Annotated in this window: 13 protein-coding genes; 5 read left to right on the top strand and 8 right to left on the bottom strand. The window is 54.0% G+C overall.

Going from position 1 to position 19,258, the window contains the following annotated elements; all coding sequences use genetic code 11:
* Positions 1-25: 25 nt before the first annotated feature.
* The 5 genes from ggt to NTU47_02890 all read left to right on the top strand — a co-directional run bounded on the left by ggt (position 26) and on the right by NTU47_02890 (position 8,943).
* Positions 26-1,678 (top strand): gamma-glutamyltransferase, encoded by a 1,653-nt coding sequence (gene ggt, locus NTU47_02870; protein MCX6132733.1) that lies wholly within the window; start codon positions 26-28, stop codon positions 1,676-1,678.
* A 235-nt stretch (positions 1,679-1,913) separates the two neighbouring features.
* A complete protein-coding gene (locus tag NTU47_02875; GenBank protein ID MCX6132734.1) occupies positions 1,914-3,758 on the top strand; it encodes a M14 family metallopeptidase in 1,845 nt (614 codons plus the stop codon).
* Positions 3,755-5,527: a M14 family metallopeptidase gene (locus NTU47_02880; GenBank protein ID MCX6132735.1), complete on the top strand. Its 1,773-nt coding sequence runs from the start codon at positions 3,755-3,757 to the stop codon at positions 5,525-5,527. Before NTU47_02875 ends, NTU47_02880 begins: the two co-directional genes overlap by 4 nt.
* An 83-nt stretch (positions 5,528-5,610) precedes the next feature.
* Positions 5,611-7,881 (top strand): S9 family peptidase, encoded by a 2,271-nt coding sequence (locus tag NTU47_02885; GenBank protein ID MCX6132736.1) that lies wholly within the window; start codon positions 5,611-5,613, stop codon positions 7,879-7,881.
* 171 nt (positions 7,882-8,052) lie between these two features.
* A complete protein-coding gene (locus NTU47_02890; protein ID MCX6132737.1) occupies positions 8,053-8,943 on the top strand; it encodes a M20/M25/M40 family metallo-hydrolase in 891 nt (296 codons plus the stop codon).
* A gap of 227 nt (positions 8,944-9,170) precedes the next feature.
* Here NTU47_02890 and NTU47_02895 read toward each other — a convergent pair whose 3' ends face one another.
* From NTU47_02895 to NTU47_02930, 8 genes are all read right to left on the bottom strand, one after another.
* Entirely contained in the window at positions 9,171-10,229 is a 1,059-nt protein-coding gene (locus tag NTU47_02895; protein MCX6132738.1) for a hypothetical protein, read from the bottom strand.
* Between the two features lie 135 nt (positions 10,230-10,364).
* The gene (locus NTU47_02900) at positions 10,365-11,453 is read right to left on the bottom strand and encodes a BamA/TamA family outer membrane protein (GenBank protein ID MCX6132739.1); all 1,089 of its coding nucleotides are present in this window, start codon (positions 11,451-11,453) and stop codon (positions 10,365-10,367) included.
* A gap of 224 nt (positions 11,454-11,677) precedes the next feature.
* Positions 11,678-13,567 (bottom strand): PfkB family carbohydrate kinase, encoded by a 1,890-nt coding sequence (locus NTU47_02905; GenBank protein ID MCX6132740.1) that lies wholly within the window; start codon positions 13,565-13,567, stop codon positions 11,678-11,680.
* An 89-nt stretch (positions 13,568-13,656) separates the two neighbouring features.
* On the bottom strand, positions 13,657-14,937 hold the full coding sequence (locus NTU47_02910; protein ID MCX6132741.1) for a DUF2961 domain-containing protein: 1,281 nt from the start codon (positions 14,935-14,937) through the stop codon (positions 13,657-13,659).
* An 86-nt stretch (positions 14,938-15,023) separates the two neighbouring features.
* Positions 15,024-15,836: a carbohydrate ABC transporter permease gene (locus tag NTU47_02915; GenBank protein MCX6132742.1), complete on the bottom strand. Its 813-nt coding sequence runs from the start codon at positions 15,834-15,836 to the stop codon at positions 15,024-15,026.
* Positions 15,833-16,702, bottom strand: a complete 870-nt coding sequence (locus tag NTU47_02920; GenBank protein MCX6132743.1) for a sugar ABC transporter permease — start codon at positions 16,700-16,702, stop codon at positions 15,833-15,835. Before NTU47_02920 ends, NTU47_02915 begins: the two co-directional genes overlap by 4 nt.
* Positions 16,699-17,982, bottom strand: coding sequence for a sugar ABC transporter substrate-binding protein (locus NTU47_02925; GenBank protein MCX6132744.1), 1,284 nt, complete (start codon positions 17,980-17,982; stop codon positions 16,699-16,701). Before NTU47_02925 ends, NTU47_02920 begins: the two co-directional genes overlap by 4 nt.
* 174 nt (positions 17,983-18,156) lie before the next feature.
* On the bottom strand, positions 18,157-19,254 hold the full coding sequence (locus NTU47_02930) for a hypothetical protein (protein MCX6132745.1): 1,098 nt from the start codon (positions 19,252-19,254) through the stop codon (positions 18,157-18,159).
* Positions 19,255-19,258 lie beyond the last annotated feature (4 nt).

The following is a 19,258-nucleotide window of genomic DNA, read 5'->3' on the forward strand; positions in this document are numbered from 1 at the left end:
CTCTGTCATCCCCAAGGATGAAACAATGAAATCGCTCGCAAGGGTCAAAGCGCTCGTTCTTGTTGTTTTCCTGTTCATTCTCCCCTCTGCTGCCCAGTTCGCGCGGGTTGCCAGTGGTTCCAGGATCATGATTTCCGCTCACCCGCTCGCGGCGAAAGCAGGCTTGGAAGTCTATCACAAAGGGGGCAATGTCGTCGATGTCGCGGTTGCGGTGGCCTATGCGCTTGGCGTCGTCGAACCTCACGGATCCGGCATCGGCGGCGAAGGAATGATGCTGATATACAATGCGAAAGAGAAGAAATCCACGGTCGTGGACTTCAAAGGCATTTCCCCCAACGGAGCATCCTACCACACGCTTGATCTAGACAAGAAATCCGAATGGGCACGTTCAGCAAAGGGAGCGTCTGTTCCGGGGGCAGTCGCCGGATTGGAACTTGCACGGGAAACTTTCGGCAAGCTCGACCGGAAAACGGTGCTTCAGCCTGCCGTCGATTACGCGTTGCAGGGATTCGAAGTCGACAGCACACTCGCATTGAACCTCGAATCATATCGTCGGATTCTCGAGAAAGATCCGTACACCAAATCCCTCTACTACGGGCATGGACAGGTCCCAAAGATCGGCACTCTCCTGAAGAACCCCGACTATGGCAAATCACTGCAGACAATCCAGTCGGGGGGAGCAGATGCATTCTACAAAGGTGTGATCGCGGATCTCATCGTCCGGGACATTCAGAAACGCGGGGGGTTCATTACGAAAGAAGATTTGCTTTCGTACAGACCATTGCTGCGAGAACCGTTGGTTGGTGAATACCGCGGCCATACGATCATGACCACACCTCCTCCATGCGGCGGCATATTCCTGATCGAAGCGCTCAACATTCTCAAGTTCTTTGATCTCCAGGAATGCCGGAAGAACAATGACTACAATCTCCATCTGTTTGCGGAAATGTCCAAGCTGATGTATAAGGACGAGGCGACGCACAACGGGGACCCGGCTTTCAGCACGATCCCGGTCGTCACCGTCACGTCTGATGCGTACGCGTTCCAACGATTCCTGCACATCGACCTCGCTCACGCGCGCGCTCCGGAGCAGATCGAAGCCGGCCGGATTGCGGACAAGAACACGACGCAACTGTGTGTCATGGATATCGAAGGCAACACGGTTTCGCTAACCATCACACTCAGCAGTTTGTTTGGAACGGGGCAAACGATAGAGGGGGGCGGATTCATTCTGAACAATGAAATGCAGAATTTCAACATCGATCCGAAACACCCGAACAGCCTGCAACCGCACAAACGCGTGGTGACCAGTCTCGTGCCGACGATCATTCTGAAAGATGGTCGGCCACTCTATACTGTGGGCACGCCGGGGGGTGACCTCATCCTCTCCACCGTTGCCCAGGTGATTGTGAATCTGATTGATTTCAAAATGCCGTTGCGTGAAGCGGTGTACGCGCCTCGCATGTTCAGCATCTACTCGCAACGCGAGCTGGAGATCGAAAACCGCTTCCCGGCAACCAGCCTTCTGCAGCTCGAGACTCTGGGACACGAGGTAAAACGATCTGAGGCGTTTCGGGCATATTTTGGAGCAGTACAGTCAATCATGTACGATGCCCGAACGAACTTGCTGATTGGCTGCAGTGACCCGCGGAGAAGCGGGGCTGCGGTCGGAGAATAGCCTTGGCCGTTCGGGACACGGCATGTCGTGACCCGAACGCAGCAATCCTTCTGCAACATGGATCCTGAGTTTTTCGACGTATTCCCATCTGCTGATGGTTTTTCTGTGGGATTTCCCTATTTTTGGGAAACAATCAAGGGATCACTCCGTTTATTCACGTTACGTTCTTCGTCCATTGTCCAACCAAACCGTGCCTTCTCGGAGGCATTGCATCAACCAATCCATGGAGCTTCCTATGAGAAGACTGCTCGTTGTTTGCATCGCTGTGCTGCTCGCCACGTTTGCCGGTGGTGCTCTCCACGGCCAGGGAATACCGTCGAAATATCATTCATTCGACGAGATGACTCAGGCCATCAAGAGCTTATCCTCAACGTACAGCGAAATCGTGAAAACGGAATCGCTTGGCAAAACCCTTAAAGGGCGCGATATCTGGCTCATCACGATTCGAAAGGGAGATCCGGACCAGCCGCGTGCGATTCTTGTGGTCGGAGGCGTCGATGCAGTGCAGGTTGCGGGAAGTGAAATGGCGTTGAGGTTCGCAGAACAACTTGCGAAGAGTTATGGCAAGGTCGACAGCGTGACGAAGTTGCTCCAGACTACAACGGTGTACGTCATCCCGCGGGTCGGCCCCGACGCAATGGAAGCATATTTTCAGAAACCTCTGCGGGAGCGCTCAACAAACTACAGGGCTACAGACGATGACCATGACGGTCAAGTCGACGAAGATGATGCGGATGATCTCAATAACGACGGTGTAATTACGATGATGCGCGTGAAAGACCCGCGCGGTGAGTGGATGGCTCACCCGGAAGATGGCCGACTCCTCAAGAAAGCCGATCCTGCGAAGGGGGAGCGGGGAGGGTATCTTTTGTACAGCGAGGGGATTGATAACGACAAGGACGAACAGTGGAATGAAGACGCCGTCGGCGGCGTCGACTTCAACCGCAACTTCCCGTTCAATTATCAATATTTCTCAGCGAATGCCGGCGTACACCAGGTTTCCGAAGTTGAGACGAGGGCTGTGGCAGATTTCATGTTTAATCATCAGAACATCGGTGCCGTTTTTTCATTCTCTCCGAATGACAACCTGACGACACCGTGGAAGAGTGAGCCGCGGCGGCTGGGAACGACTGCCGATGCGCCCGCTTCGGGAGTTCCTTCCGGGCGGGGAGGCGGCGGTGGGGGAGCTGGCGGAGGCATGATGTCCGGACGGACGCTGGACGAAGCGGCGAACACTGCGGTGACCTCGGTCCTTGAAGACGATCAGCCGTATTATGAGTACATAAGCAAACAGTTCAACGATATTACAAAATTGAAGGATGCTCCCGACACGAAAAAAGGGAGCGGTGCGTTTTCAGAATGGGTCTACTACCACACTGGGCGGTGGTCGTTCTCTGTCCGCCCCTGGTGGGCACCCATGGTGGTCAAACGCGATTCTTCGGCAGGCACGGATACAGCCAGAAGAATGAGACCTCCCGCGGCAGGGCGGGCGGCCAGCGAGACTCCGTCCGACGAATACACAGAACAGCTTCGCGCGTTGAAATGGTACGACACGAACGGGTATAAGGATGTGGCGGTCGCCTGGACGAAAGTAAAACACCCCGACTTCCCCGACAGGGAAGTGGAGATCGGAGGTCCCAAGCCGTACGTTCTCTACAATCCCCCGGCCGACAGTCTGAACGTATATTCCCAGCCGTATACGAAGTTCATCACGTACCTTGCAGGGCAACTTCCGTCTGTTGCTCTCGGCAATACCAAAGTGGAGAAGCTGAATGACAACGTGTATCGTGTGACGATCGACGTCGTCAACAAAGGGTACCTGCCGACGAACAGCAGTCTTGGTGCGCGTGTCCGATGGCCGCGCAATGTCTATCTGACTCTCGGCATCGCGAAGGACCAATCGGTTGCGAGCGGACGGGCAAAGCAATCGCTGCGGCCGATCAAGGGGAACGGAGGATACCAGACCGTAAGCTGGCTTGTTGTTGGAAAGGCCGGTTCCACGGTGACGGTCACAGCGGAGAGCCCCATCGCAGGCAAAGCAACGGAAACGATCACGCTGCGGGAAGGAGGCCGGCCATGAAAACGAAACTCACATTTCGATTGACAGGACTCATTGTCCTGTTCGCGGTGGCGCTTGTGTTCACGTCAGAAGCACAGACAAAAAAGGAAATGACCGAAAGCGCCCTGAAAGCCATGGGCGCGCCGAACAACCCGAAGGTCGAAATTGCGTGGAACCGTTACTACGACACCGACCAGTTGTCGGAAATCATGCGGCGCATCGAAAAGGCATATCCCAACCTTGCCAAGGTGAAGAGCATCGGCAAGTCGTATAAGGGAAAGGACATGTGGGTTATCACGGTGTCGAACTTCTCGAACGGGGATCCCGACAAGAAACCGGCAATGTACATCGACGGAAACATCCACTCCAACGAAATCCAGGGGGCGGAGGTCGCTCTCTATACGGCATGGTATGTGACCGAGATGTATGCTTCCAACGACTGGATTCACAAGCTCCTCGACGAGAAGACGCTGTACATAGTCCCGACGATCAATCCCGATGCACGCGACCACTTCATCCATCAGCCAAACACAGCGTCCTCTCCAAGGAGCGGACTCGTTCCGCGTGATGATGACGGAGACGGTGTCATGGATGAAGATGCTCTTGATGACCTCGATGGTGATGGAAACATCACGCAGATGCGCATCAAGGATCCGAACGGGCGATGGGTGGTGGATCCGGATGATTCCCGTATCATGCTTCCGGCGAAAGCAGACCAACTCGGTCAATACGCGTTACTCGGCAGCGAGGGCATCGACAACGATGGCGATGGGCTTGTCAACGAAGACGGTCCCGGATCGTACGACCCGAACCGCGACTGGGGATGGAACTGGGCGCCCCGCTATGTTCAGGGTGGAGCGGATCATTATCCATTCACATTTCCCGAGAACCGGGCTGTCTCAGAATTTGTCCTCGCGCATCCCAATATTGCCGCGGCTCAGTCGTTTCACAATAATGGCGGCATGATTTTACGGGGTCCCGGCGCGCAAACCGACTTGCGTACCTACAGCCCGGTCGACATCCAGACGTATGATTTCCTTGGGAAGCTCGGTGAAGAAATGCTTCCGGGGTACCGCTACATTGTTATCTATAAGGATTTGTACACCGTGTATGGAGGAGAAATTGACTGGCTGTACGGAGCCCGCGGGATCGTGACGTTTTCCAATGAGCTCTGGACGAATTTCGATTACTTCAGGCGTCAGCGGGAGGAAGGCGAAGGGCAGCGAGACCGGAGTACACTCTATCGGTTCGATAAGATCCTGCTGTTTGAGGAAGGCGTGGTGCCGTGGAAGAAGCACAACCATCCGCAGTTTGGTGAAATTGAGGTCGGCGGATTCAAAAAGGCATGGACGCGAACGGCCCCCTCATTCATGATCGAAGATATGTGTCACCGCAACATGGCATTCACCCTTTTCCACTTATACCATACACCGATGGTTGAAGTTGACAGTGTCTATGCGAAGTCTCTGCAGGGCGGTCTCACAGAGGTGACGGCCGTCGTGCGGAACAACAGGGTCATCCCGACGCACACACTTCAGGACCAGAGAAACAGAATCACGAGACCGGATTGGGTGAGCATCAAAGGCGGCGACGTTATCTCCGGCGCCGTTCTGCAGAATCGTTTCTTTGGTCTGGCGCAGGAGCAGAAGCACCACCCAGAACGACTCGAAGTAGAAAATATTCCCGGCATGAATGCTGTCTACGTGCGATGGATTGTTCGCGGAAGCGGTCCCTATACTGTGACGATCAACTCCGAAAAGGGAGGAACGCACTCGAGCAAGTCCAAGTGACAGGGGGATTGAAGACTCAAAAACCGAACCTTTAAACTCCAAGCTTGAAACGCGAAACTGAAAACTCTTTCTGTGGAGATGAAATGAAACAACGAATCTTTGTAAGGTATCTGATTCTTTCGCTTCTGATGCTGACGCTTGCCGTGTTCGCCTCGGCGCAGCAGAAGAAGCGTCTGACGTTCGACCAGATCTATCGTGGAGCGGAAACCGGCCTGACGGCACAGCTTCCGAACATCACGGGCTGGGAAGACGATTCGCACTATCTGGAAATGAGGCGGAAAGAAGGGGAGCCGGCGAAATACTATTCCGTCGACGCAAAGTCCGGGAAAGAAAAGGAAGTGCCGCCGAAGACCGCCGATCTCAGCCAGTTCAAGGATGTTGTCGGTTCCGATGTCAACGTGAATTTCCCTGCAGCAGTTAACGAGGCTCGAACAAGAGTCATCTACGTGAAGGATAAGGATCTGTACCTCCTCAGCACCGCGACAAAAGAGTTCAAGCGCCTGACGCAATCGCCGGCTGAGGAGAAGAATCCTACACTCTCTCCGGACGGCAACTATGTTGCGTTCACGCGCGACAACAACCTGTTCGCCGTTGACCTCAACAGTGGAAAAGAAATCCAGTACACGTCAGACGGGGCAAAGCTAGTTTATAACGGCTATGCTTCGTGGGTGTATATGGAGGAAATACTTGGCCGGGCCACCCGGTACAGGGCCTTCTGGTGGGCGCCTGACAGCAAGAAGCTGGCCTTCATGCGTTTCGATGATTCGAAAGTTCCGGTGTTTCCTCTTTACAGCGCGGATGGCCAGCACGGATACCTGGAGGAAACGGCATATCCGAAACCGGGCGATCCAAATCCCGAAGTGCGTGTAGGAATAGTCCCGTCAGCCGGAGGGAATGTCGTCTGGGCCGATTTCAATGAGAAAGACGATCAGTATTTCGGAACGCCGTTCTGGACACCTGACAGTAAAGAGCTCTGGGCGCAGTGGATGAACCGGGGTCAGGACGACCTGAAGATTATTGGCGTTGATCCCGCGTCCGGAAAGAAACATGAGATCTATGCCGAGCATCAGGCCTCATGGGTTGAATGGTTTGAAAAGATCGAGTTCCTGAAGAACAACAAAGGATTCATCGTCAAGACTGACAAGGACGGATGGATGCATCTTTACCTGTACGGTATGGATGGGAAGCTCAAAAACCGGATCACCGAAGGAAAGTGGCAGGTGACCGACATCCTCCTGGTTGATGAAGAAGAAGGGCTGGTCTATTTCTCGGCAAGGAAAGAAGCCTCCACGCGAACCGATCTCTACAAGGTGAAAATGAACGGAAAAGGATTGACCCGTCTGACGTTCGGGGAGTTTACTCATTCCGTGCGGTTCTCACCGAAAGGCGGATACTTCATTACGACCTATTCGAACGTGGCCGCGCCGCAGAAAATGGCTGTCTGCAACGATGATGGGAAAATGCTCCGGGAAATCGGTGACGCAAAGGGAAAAGAATTCGACAACTATGACCTTGCGAAGACCGAGCTCGTGTATATGACCACGCCGGACGGATACAAACTCCCAGCGGTCATCACGCTTCCGTTCGACCTTGACCCGAACAAGAAGTACCCCGTGCTTATCAGCGTCTATGGCGGTCCGAATTCCGGTACGGTTTTCGATGGTTGGAAGGGAACCGGAAACCAGTGGTACGCCGAACAGGGCATGATTCAGATCGCAATTGATCATCGCGGAGCTGGCCATCACGGGAAAGAAGGAGTTGCTTTGATGCACCGGTGTCTTGGCAAATGGGAAATGAACGATTATGTCGAATGGGTGAAATGGCTGCGGACGAAATCGTACGCGGATCCCAAGAGAGTAGGCATCACGGGGGGCAGCTACGGCGGATACGTCACGGCGATGGCGCTGACCTTCGGTTCCGAGTACTTTACGTTCGGAATCGCCAGCTCTTCACCGACCGACTGGAAACTGTACGATACTCACTATACCGAACGATTCATGGACACACCCGCCGAAAATCCGGAGGGGTACAAAGCGGGTTCTGTCATGACGTACGCGGATAAGTACAAGAACGGACTTCGCATCGTTCACGGCACGCTGGATGACAACGTGCATATGCAGAACAGCATTCAATTGGTCGACAAGCTCGAGGACCTCGGAAAAAACTTTGAGCTGATGCTGTATCCAAACGGCAGGCACGGCTGGGGCGGCGCGAAATCGGTTCACTCGCGCGTGGAAGCGGCCCGGTTCTGGTACAAGAATCTGCTCGAGAAGCCGTTCCCTGATGATGAATATGCCAAGCTGTACCAAATGGGCAGACCCGGCGGCCGGCCGGTCGTCGGGCGTCCACAATAATGCGTGGGTGAAGCGGCGCTTCGCCGTACGAATCCGATCAATGGCCGCGGGTGTCCACCGCGGCCATTTTTTATTGTTTTTGCGCAAGTCGCGACGTTCAGTTGGGTGAAGCGACGCTTCGCCTTACGACCAATTGGACATTCGGACAATTCCGCGCTACATTCAAGCCAGATGAATCAATCCGAATTGTCCACTATTGCCTCACGAGCCCGCAGAATCGTCGAGGTTCTCGCCACCAAGTACCCATCCCGACATGGTCGTTTCCCTCATGTGCTGAATGCCGCCGGTGATTTCATCGAGCAGGAGTTTTGCAGCCTTGGCTATGTTGTGGAATCGCAATCGTATGAATGCGAAGGCGCAAAGGTCCGGAACCTGATTGCGGAGAAACAAGGAAGCAGGCCAGATCAATCGTGCATCATTGTTGGTGCGCACTATGACACGGTCGTCGGCACGCCTGGAGCAGATGACAACGCCAGCGGTGTCGCTGGACTTCTCGAACTCGCCCGTCTCCTGAAGGATCAATCGGTTCAACGCACAGTCAAGTTCGTCGCGTTTCCGCATGAAGAACCTCCCTACTTCTATACTCATCTGATGGGGAGCCGGCAGTACGCGCAGGGGTTGAAGCAGCAGGGAGAGAATGTGCTGGTAATGCTCGCTCTGGAAATGCTTGGGTATGCAGGGGAGAACTATCGGCAGATCTATCCGGCACCATTGATGCGATTGCTTGGCCGCTATCCGAAGTACGGCAACTACATTGCTCTCGTCGGGAACCTGAAAAGCCTTGGCATGATGTCGGTTGTACGAAAGGCGATGCGTGACCATCGGGCAATCGGCGTGGAAAGTCTCACCGCGCCCGGTTTCATTCCCCCGCTGTTTCTATCCGATCACTCCTCGTTCTGGAAAGCTGGTTTCCCGGCGCTGATGGTCACCGATACTGCCTTTCTCCGCAATCCGCACTATCATAAGGAAAGCGATACGCCAGATAGATTGAATTACGAATTTCTTGCCAGCGTAGTCTCCTCAGTTTACATAGCAGTCCAATCATTAGATAATCAGCCCTAAGGAGCGGGTTCACTCCGGCTGGGAGGTTCACAGGGCTCCGCTCTTCGCTGTTCCTGCAGCTCCCTTGATCTGTTTCATCTCGAGGATCATACGGTTTGAGAGGGAGGGGACTCAGAGGGGAGAGTGATCGGGGAACGTTCGCCGGTCGTTTCGTCGCGGGCTATACCGCTTGTGACTCCGGAACATTGTACTTATCTACTCCACGACTCAACTACTTCGCAGCGTATCTACTTCGAAGTCGGCTCCGGCTTCACATAGAAGTACGGCGCGTCCAGCGTCGCCATCCCAACCTGGGACTTTCCCCCTTTGAGATAGCTTCCATAAGGTATTGTGCGGGCAGTGCCGCCTCCGTATCCCTCATACCACATATAATAGCGTCCGTTGATCTTTTCGACCGTCGTAAACCAGATCGCACCTTCATCCCATTGCCTTTCCTCGCCGCGGCTGAATATAGGATTGCTCGAGTACTTTGTCCAGCGGATGAGATCGGCTGATGTCGCGAGTCCGGCATGGAATGGATAATCCTTGTTCTTGTCTGACCCGCAATAGACCATGTAGTAAAGCCTGCCTTCAGAGAAAATCCTCGGCGTCTCGACCGTGAAACTATCCCACGTGCCTTCGCTCCCGACCGGGAGAACGAGCGATTGATCGGGTTCGGTGAAGTGGTAACCATCAACTGAGACTGCGTAGTGAATCTGGAATCCTTTTTTTCCCGGCACTTCCTTCCAGAAGTACAGATAGAGTGTATCCCCTCGCAGGACCACCTCCGGACCGCCGCCAATGACGACGGGCTTGTGCAGAAATTTCTTGAAGTCGATCCCGTTCTCAGAAACGGCGAGGCAGATCGCTCTGTCCGACCTCGGGCTTGAACCGGTATAGTACAGAAAGACCTTCCCATGAAAAAGAACGGCCGCGGGATCGAGAGCGTGGCGCTCATCCCATGAACCTGGGTCGCCAACATCAATGATGGGTTCGGGATGGATATTCCATGTCACACCATCAAACTTCGCTTTCGGGATTGTCGCAACACCGATTCGGTCGTGGCCTTCTCGTTGACCGCGAAAGTACATATAGTACATCGAACCGTTGAGAAGCAAATCGGGGTTCGCTGTCTGCGACTCGCGCCAGGTACCCGGCACCGCCGGGAAAACCGGATTGCCCGCATAGCGTTTCCAAACGAACTGAAGAGTGTCCCGTCCCGCACCCGACACTTGGGCCGGGGAGAGAGCAGGAACACACAAGAGAATTGCGAAGATGAAGCTGAAATGTCTACGCCTGAGAGTCATTGGAATTCCAGTTCTAACTTCATCGTCTGATTTCCATGATAGTCTGTAATCTGCCATCTGCTCTCTGTATTCTGTGTTGTCTTCCTCCTCACGTCTTACTTTTCAGCTACTTCACTACTCCCTGCCTCAACACTCTCAAAAAGCTTCCGTCATCGTAATGTAGATCCCATCGGAATTATTGCCAATTCCATAATCAAGCCTGAGGTTTACCCGTTCCTCGGGATTCCACGCGAACCGGATTCCGGCCCCCCCCGCGAACCAGAATCTTCCTAGTCCAAATTGACTGATTCGGTTGGCGACCTGGGCGACGCCTGCAAAGCCAACGAGTCCGAAGCGCCACCAGACAGGAAGCCGGTACTCAGCCTGAATGCCAGCCGCATGGTAATCCCTGTAGCGACCGTCGAAATATCCGCGCAGGAAGTCTTGTCCGCCAAAGCGTGCCAGATTCTGAAACGGCACATCGCCCCCCGTGAAATCACCGCTTGCCTTCAATGCAAGCACATGACCCGGGGTCACCTCAAAGAAATTTCGGAAATCAAACTGTAGAGCGGAATAGTTGTAGTTGCTTCCGAAAGCACGCTGGTAGAAAAGAGCGGTGACCTGGTAAAAACTGCCGGAAAATGCCGCGAAGGTGTTATCGCGGGAATCCCAGTTTGCGACGAATCCAAGGCCGGATGAAACACCTCCGCTCCTCCCGGCGATGGTGCTGGAAGAGATGAATTTCCCGGGTTCGACATCGCTCATTGAAACGGTCTCATAGTGTATGACGGGTCCGGCATTGACCCGGGGGAAAATACCCGCATACAACGACGCTTTGACACGAAACGACGTTTGCGTGTAGTTCTCTTCGTCTACCGAAGCCGTCGCGTTTCCGGTGCCGAAAAACTTGTTCGGATATTTCTGAAACTTGATATCGGAGAGCAGACGATAGCCCCCTTGTCCGAAGTACTGATCGCCGCTAAGCTCTATGACAATCTGCTTCTTTTCTGTGTAGATGAGGTCGGCCGTAACGCTTGAGGCACGGGGAGCGAACGGATCACGGTAGACCAACAAAGCCGCAGCTCCCCCTGCCACACCAGTCTCCGGTGTGTAGAAGAGTATGGGGAGCGGAAAGATTCTTGCGGAGGTGGTGTGTACCGAGTCCTTGGTATTGCCCTGAGTCTGTCCGCACAGAAACGAGAAGCTCAGAGCCGTAATCACCAGGGCGAGAACAAGGCGATGCATTGCGAAAAATCTCCTGCTTACAACATTTGTCGGTAGTCGCAACGTAGTCCGAGGCGGCAGCGTCGGAGAAACGTCCTGAATATAGGCAGAAAGGGATAGAAAGGGAAGCGGGAAGAAGACGCGGTGGTGGTCCGAAACTCGTTTCGGGGGACGCAAGGAGATCAGCGCGCAGCTGATCGCCAACAGCCAACCGCTACGAGCTGACTATGCTCCTGAACCGAACTTCACTCGAACAGAAGTCCCAGCAGTTGTTCCATTTGGGCGTAGTCCGGAACAATGAGATCAGCCCCTGCCTCGATGAGCCGCGTCCGTTTCGAGCTGTTGAGGCCGTGTCGCCGGATCTCGTCACTCGCGACGCCGACGGTGTAACCGCCGCGTTTGTGCGTCTCCCGGATTTCGACAGGCCCGTCGCCGAACGTCAGGATATGTTCGCGCGCTGTATCGCCGATGTCGGCAAGAATTTTCTCAAGCACCATCCGTTTTGCTTCGAACGACACGTCGCCGACAGCTCCGTAGATTCTGCCGCCAAAGAGATCTCCGTACCCGAGTATCGCGGCTTCGCGCTCAACATCTTCACGATCAGTCCCGCTGGCGAGATACAGAACGACACCGTTTCGATGTAAACGATTCAGCAGTTCGAAAGCGTTCTTGATGGTGTAATCATTGACGCTCAGTTCGTGCCGCTCGAGCTTCTGTATGCGCCCTTTCACAAGCGTCGACAATTCGTCGTTGTACAACCGTTTGTAGCCGGATTCATCAAGGATTTCTGATTCCGGAACACATTTGAATCGTTGAATCAGACTCACAAGCCCTTTCATCTGTGCGAGCGTCTGCATTCCGGTCGTCTTGTCAATGTAGTCCCGCACGGAGGTAACGACGTGTGCATGGAGCGCTTCGTCTGCTTCTCGTTCGCTCTCACCAAGGATCGCCCGTACCATCATCGGTTCCATGATCAGTTCCCATCCCTGGCGGAGTGTGGAGAGCGTACCGTCGTGGTCGAAAATCACGTGGGTGAACGATCGATGGGGAGGAAGAGAGCTGACAATCTCTATTTCGGTATTCGAATGATAGACAGCTTTTCGAATCTGGCGGGCCAGGTCGGGTTTGTAGCGGCGGTCGGGATTGGCGCCGAGTTTCAGTATCTCTTCAGCGGTCGCAGTCCCGGTTTGCATGAGTTTTTGAACTGTGACGCCGGCGACAAGACTTCCAAGCTCTGCAGCCTGAAGCGGATCGGCCCCCACAGCCATTGATGCTGCGATCCCTGCAAGCATGCTGTCCCCGGCACCGACCGGATCCACAGGGGAGAGAATCAGAAGTCCCGGAACCTCTTTGTATCCCGTCCCGTCACAGACGACGCAGCCATTTTCTCCACGCGTCAGGAATATCGGCTTTCTCCATCGCTGGAAAAGCGATTTGGCGAGACTCTCAAGCTCGGCAGCACCCATCGTTGCGGGGTCGAGCCCGAAGAGCCGGGAAGCTTCCTGCGTATTGATCTTTCGCATGCAACCGGCGTACTCATCCGGAAAATGCCGCGAATCGGCAATGAAGTCCTTCCCGGGGTGTTTGTGCACGAGGGCCCGAAGTTCATTTCTGAATTCATTCGTATGGATGCCGTGTTGGACTTGCTGGTTAATGATAACAAGGTCCAGTGAAGGGAGCGCAGCAGAGACGGCTTCAATCAGCAAGGCTGAGGTGGAAGGGTGTAGAGCGTTGAAATTGCCGAAGTCGAGGCGGTGTTGCTCCTGCTGGCGCTCGTAAGGCTTCATGTAGACGTGGGAGTCCCATTGCTCCCGTTGTACCAACAAGCCCGTGATGTCAACACCTTTGGAAGAAAGAAGCTGACTCATTTCCCGCCCGAACGGATCCTCACCGATAACACCAAAGGCGCGCAGCGTTCCTACTCCCATTGCCTGCAGATTGCTGACGACGTTTCCGGCAGCTCCGAGTGAATAGCGTTGGGTTCGAACGGGTCTTGTCGAGAGTCCTGTTTCCAGCGAGGTTTCGGAAGCTGCTGGCTCAAGAAGCAAATACGCATCGAGGCAGAAATCGCCGATAATGCCGATCCGGCAGTTCCGAATCCTGGTGAGAAGAGCGTTCAGTTCGTCGTGGTGCATGACACCCTCTGAGCAGATTTCAATGCCGGTATTGTTCTGTTCGAAACCGAAGACGTGAGAATCAGTCCATTGGTCCACGGTTCATTGATTCAATACTTTTTCGTCACCTTGCTCCATACAACCTCTCTCATGTGTACAACGCGAAGTTCAGGTTCCGCAAGCGGAGGGAGGGAGCTGGCTGGCTTGTTCAGATAGAAATACGCGGTTGCAGATACATCGTCACGGCGATAGTAATTGACTGCGCCGTTGGGGAAGAACGGACTCTGGATGTCGGGTACATTGGCGCTGTCCAGCAGACGAATCTGGTCGGGTGCTCTTCCCTTGATTTTGAGAACATCCGGTTCACCATGCGCATCGAACACCCACACCGGTTTGAGTTCTGCACCCTTTGCCATCAACCGCCGCAGGGTGGCCGTGGATGCGCTGCCTATCTGTTGAATAGTCACACGGCAATCGCGGTGAAAGTACACCGGATCTGGTATATGATAACGATAAAAAGCGTAGATATCATTTGCTTTGTCTGCAACGAGCGACCCGCTGTATCTTCCGTGGAATTCTCCCTGCCCCCAACCCGAGCCAATATAGTCCTCCGTGCCGGTTTGTACGAGCGTAGGCGACGTCGAGTCGCCGTCAAGGTACACTTTCACTTCACCCTCCCCAAACCACATGCCGCGGCAGAGAGAATCACTCAGAACACCGATGTTTGTACCCAGGTACCTTCCCACTCCTTCCACTGTAGGGAGGATTTCAAAATCTCTCCCCAGTGTTGTCTTCGTGTCTCGGCTCCAATATGCATGGAAATACATCGCATCGAGCGGCAGTTGTTCCAGCGTGATATAGTCAATGTCATACCAGATCAACGCATGGGAGGATGACTCATTCGTGACGACAATTTTTGCCGCTGTACGAAAGGGCATAGGAATAGTGAAGTTAAACGATCGTCCTTCGGGATTGCTGAAGAGCTCATTTTCGAATGGCACGACCAATCCCAATCCAACGCCAAAGAAATCACCGATTGGAGCAGAGACCGCAGGTTTCCTTGCATTGTCCCAGTACATGTCAATGCGCACAAGCCTTCGCTGCTCCTCGTTCCGCGGGATAGTCCCGCTCATCCACATCCGGCGGATGATACCGGCTCCTTTGACATCAAACAAAATCTGTTGTGCACCCGGCTTCACAGTGAAGAACGCATTCCCCTTTGCTCCCTTGTTCGTCTGGCCACCTTTTCCCTTCTGGCCTGTCGGGTTTTCAGGACTGACCCATCGAGTATGTGATCCTTTTGAAGGAGCCTTGTAGAGTTCCTGAGAGGCGGCAGGCAGGGCCAAAACGGACGCTAACGTCACGCGTACAATGAGAATTCCAATCTTCATACAATCCTCTCTGCTGCCGATTGGTTTGCGATCAACGACACGCGCAACCGGGGGAGACTCAAGCCGGGCAATGCCTCAGATTTGGGTCACTTGCCGGCTCCGGCGACCAGGCCCTTAATAAACGTCTTGCGTGTGAGCGTAAAGAGAACCAGCGGCGGAATACTGAAGAGAATCGCCGCCGCAGCCATCTGGTTCCAGACATCGAGGTACTCGCCTACGAAAAGGCCGATCCCGACAGGAATTGTCCTCGTTGAATCAGATGATGTGAGAATAAGAGCAAAGAAGAACTCGTTCCATGAGCCAAGGAAAGAAAACAACGCTGTTGCGCCAATGCCCGGCAGCGCAAGCGGAAGGATAATCCGTCGAAGCGCTGTCATTCTCGAGCAGCCGTCAATGAGCGCTGCATCTTCAATCTCTCGCGGGATTGTCTGGAAAAATCCGTACAACAGCCATATGACGAAGGGAAGAAGCACTGCCGTATGAACAAGTATCAATCCATAGTACGTGTCGTACAATCCCGCCCTCTGAAGCAATTGAAACAACGGGATGATGACCGACGCACCGGGGAGCATTTGTGATAACAGGAACACGAGGAGCAGCACGCGCTTCCCCGCGAACGTGAACCGTGAGAAGGAGAAAGCCGCCAGGCTTCCAACAATCAGGGTCAACATCGTCGAACAGGTGGCGACAATCAAGCTGTTCAACGTATACGTGGAAAAGGGAAGATAAAAGAACATATCGCTGTACGGTCTGAGGCTCATCGCCGGACTGATCCACTCCGGCGGACATTTGTTCACCTCGCTCAGAGGCTTCAGCGATGTGGAGAATGTCCAGAGCACCGGGAGCAACACGAGGAGTGCGAGCACAATCATCAGTATCGAGAGGAGAAACTTCTTCATGCCGACTCCCCGCGGGAAACCGTCTTCAGGTAGAGGAAGGATAACGTCGTCAGAAGGACGAATATGATCATCGAAAGAGCAGATCCTCTTCCCAGATCGAAATGGACAAAAGAGAATTCCCTGACAAGGACCGGAAGCACCATCGACGTGTTCATCGGTCCTCCCCGCGTCATCACGAACACCATGTTGAAATCGTTAAAGCTCCAGATGATTCCAAGGACGAGCATCACGGAAGTAACGCCTTTCAGGTTTGGAAGAGTAATATGGAAAAATCTCCGAATCATCGTCGCGCCGTCGACAGCCGCCGCTTCATACTGTTCCTGCGGGATCGATTGCAGTCCGGCGAGAAACATCACCATCGCGAACGGATAAAACTGCCAGATCCGGGCGAGCATGACGCACAAGAGCGCAGTCCCGGGATTCCCGAGCCATGTCGTTCCGATCTTTGCAAGGCCAAGATACGCCAGCCAGTAGTTTGCAACCCCGAAATTGTCGTTCAGCAGCCATTTCCAGGCGAATCCAGCGACAACCGGTGAAATGACCCAGGGAACCGTGTACAAACATCCCATGATCGTGGTGATTTTGCCCAGTTTGAGGTTAAGCAGGAGGGCGAACCCGAGTCCTATGATCAGTGCCAACAGGGTTCCCACGACCGCGTACACCGAAGTATTCCTGAACGATTTCCAGAACAACGGGTCCTCAACGATGTGCCCGTAGTTGTGGAATCCCACCCACCCGTGTCGCCCGGTGATCATACTGACGTCGCTGAAACTATTGATCAGGTTCTGTACCAGCGGATAGACGAGTATGAACACTGTGAACAGCAGTGCCGGGATCAGGAGGAGGTATGGCGTCGACTTCTTCATTTCTTTTCGTCGATGATTTCTTGTGCCTCTTTTGCTGCCGCATCGAGAGCCGCCTTTGGCGATAGCTCTCCCACGATCGCTTTCTGGCAGTACGGCGTGAAGACGTTGCTGGCGATTGCGACCATCGAGGGGTGTGGCGGCCAGGGACGTGCGTGGTTGAGTTCGTTGATGTAAAGCTGAATGTCTTTCACGCTTTGAGCCTCGCGGCTGCTCAGGGCGCCTTTTGTCGTCGCGGTAGCTCCAAGATCCTGTGTGATCCAGTACATATCGGCTTCTTCGTTTCTCAGGTGCTTGAGAAGCTCCCAGGCCTCAGGCAGATGTTTCGAGTTCGCATTGATCGAATACATTACCATGTCCTGCAACGTCGGAGCAGTGTCATACTGCGCGATCATGTTGTCCGGAACCGGTATCGCCACCACATACATGTCTTTGCCCGGATTCTTGTCATTCACCATTCCTCTGAACCATGGTCCCTCGATGCTCATCGCCGCCTTGTTGCTGCAGAAGAGATCGTTTGTCTCGGAATGTCCATATGCCAGAAATCCCGGCGTGATCGAATGATCCACCTGATACATGTCCGCAAACAGCTTGAGAGCAGCGACACCCATCGGTGAATTGAACTTGATCTTCTTCAGATCCTCCGACATCACGTCGACGCCGGCTTTGAGGAAGAACGGGATTGTGCGATAGGCAAATCCCCCCTTGTCTCCTCCCATCACGACGAGGCCGTATTGATCGATGACACCGTCCCCATCCGTGTCCTTTGTCAACCGCTTCGCCGCTTCGCGGAACTGCGACCAGGTCTTTGGCGGCGCGATTCCTTCTTTGTCGAACAACTCCTTGTTGCAGCAAAGAACGAAGGCGATGGCGCTGGAGGGAAGGCCATAGTAATTGTCTTTGTATTTCGTCGACTCGAGGAGCTGCGGAACATACCACTGCCTGACCTGTTCGAAATCCGGGAACTTGTTGATCGGATAATAGTAACCGGCTTCTCCGAATTCGGCAGCGAAATTCGAATGCGTATTCATAACATCCGGTCCAGCCCCGGCGGCGAAATCCGCATACAGAATCTCCCGTATCATGTTCCAGCTCTTGTCACTCTGGACCACCTTGATGCCGGGATGCGATTTCTCAAAGGAGTACACGCGCTGCCTCAGGAATTCGATAAGCCTGGGCCTGCCGCCGAAATTCCAATCCTGGAGCACGATCTCATCACTCTTCTTCCCGCAGGAAAGAAGGGAGATGGAAAGAAGCAGGGCTATGAATGTCGTTTGTCTCATTGTCTACCTTTGGTTGAGGGATGAAGCGTTAGCGGTGTGCCAGTTCAAAGCGAACACGGATGACACTGAAAAAGACGAGATGACCACAGATTGATCGATCAGTGTAAATCTGTACCATCTGTGTCATCTGTGTGCCATTCCAGCGCGACCACAGAGTGACCAATCTCGATTCCTCTATATACCCAAGGTCTCCCTTGTTGACCTGACAAACGTGACGAAATTCTCAGGTCTGGTCCCCTCAAGTACGGCATCGGCTGTCGAGAAAATGTGCGGATACCCCCGTACATTGGTGACGATCTTCCTCGCCTGGTCGGCAATCTCCGCGGGGGATCCGTCGCGCAGCAGGCGGAGGTTCAGATTTCCCTTGGTGCAGATGCTCTTGTCGATGTGACGCCGCGATTCAGCGAGGTCGTTATCCCCCTCGGGAGGAGGTGCGATGGTCTCGATGACGTCCGCTCCAAGCGAGTTGAAAACGCCTTGTTTGATGAATGTGCTCGTGAAGCCGCAGTTGTGATACCAGAAGAGACCGTCGCGACGGTGCGTCCACTCCGCAAATCCGCGGATATAGGGGAGATCCATGACCGCGAAAAGGTCCGGCGACGTCATTTCCAGCCCATAACTCGAATCACTCATGAAATCAATGCCTTCCGACATGGCGATGGACATGGCATACAGCGATGCCTCATAGAAAACGTCCATGCTCCTTTTGTACACATCGGGGAAATCGTTCCACTGATAGAAGATGCTTGTCGGATTGATCTGAAAACCAAGCCAGGAAGGGTGGGGGTGACCAAGGACGATCACACCATCTTCGCCGACGCGCTGCCGCCATGTCCGAAAATAAGCGCGCATATTCGCTTCAAGATTGCCCGCTTGTTCACAGACAGCCACGAAGAATTCATGGTCTCGCTCGGTTTCCACCGGGCAGGCGGCCTCGTCGCTCCAGGGAACCACTTTGCGCGGCGCCTTCCACGTCCATTCTCCCTTCGGCGTCATGATCGTCCGGAACGCCATCTCCGGTGTGGATCGGTCCTCATCGGTTTCCCAGTTGAAGAATAGCCCGCCACAGTCGGTCATGAACATTGGTTCGTACCCGAGATCCTGCGACAGCCGGATTTCGTTGTTGACAGGATCATCTGTGACCGGCAAATGGAGGAGGTTGAGGGTATCGCGAATGACGTCGGGATGTGGAAGGAAAGGGGATATCACGGGCCTGGAAGTTGCCGGATTCCTGACGTACGACAAGAACCGTTGACGTGGTGAGATGTCCATGATC

The sequence above is a fragment of the Ignavibacteriales bacterium genome (assembly GCA_026390595.1).
Classification (GTDB): Bacteria; Bacteroidota; Ignavibacteria; order UBA10030; family UBA10030; genus UBA9647.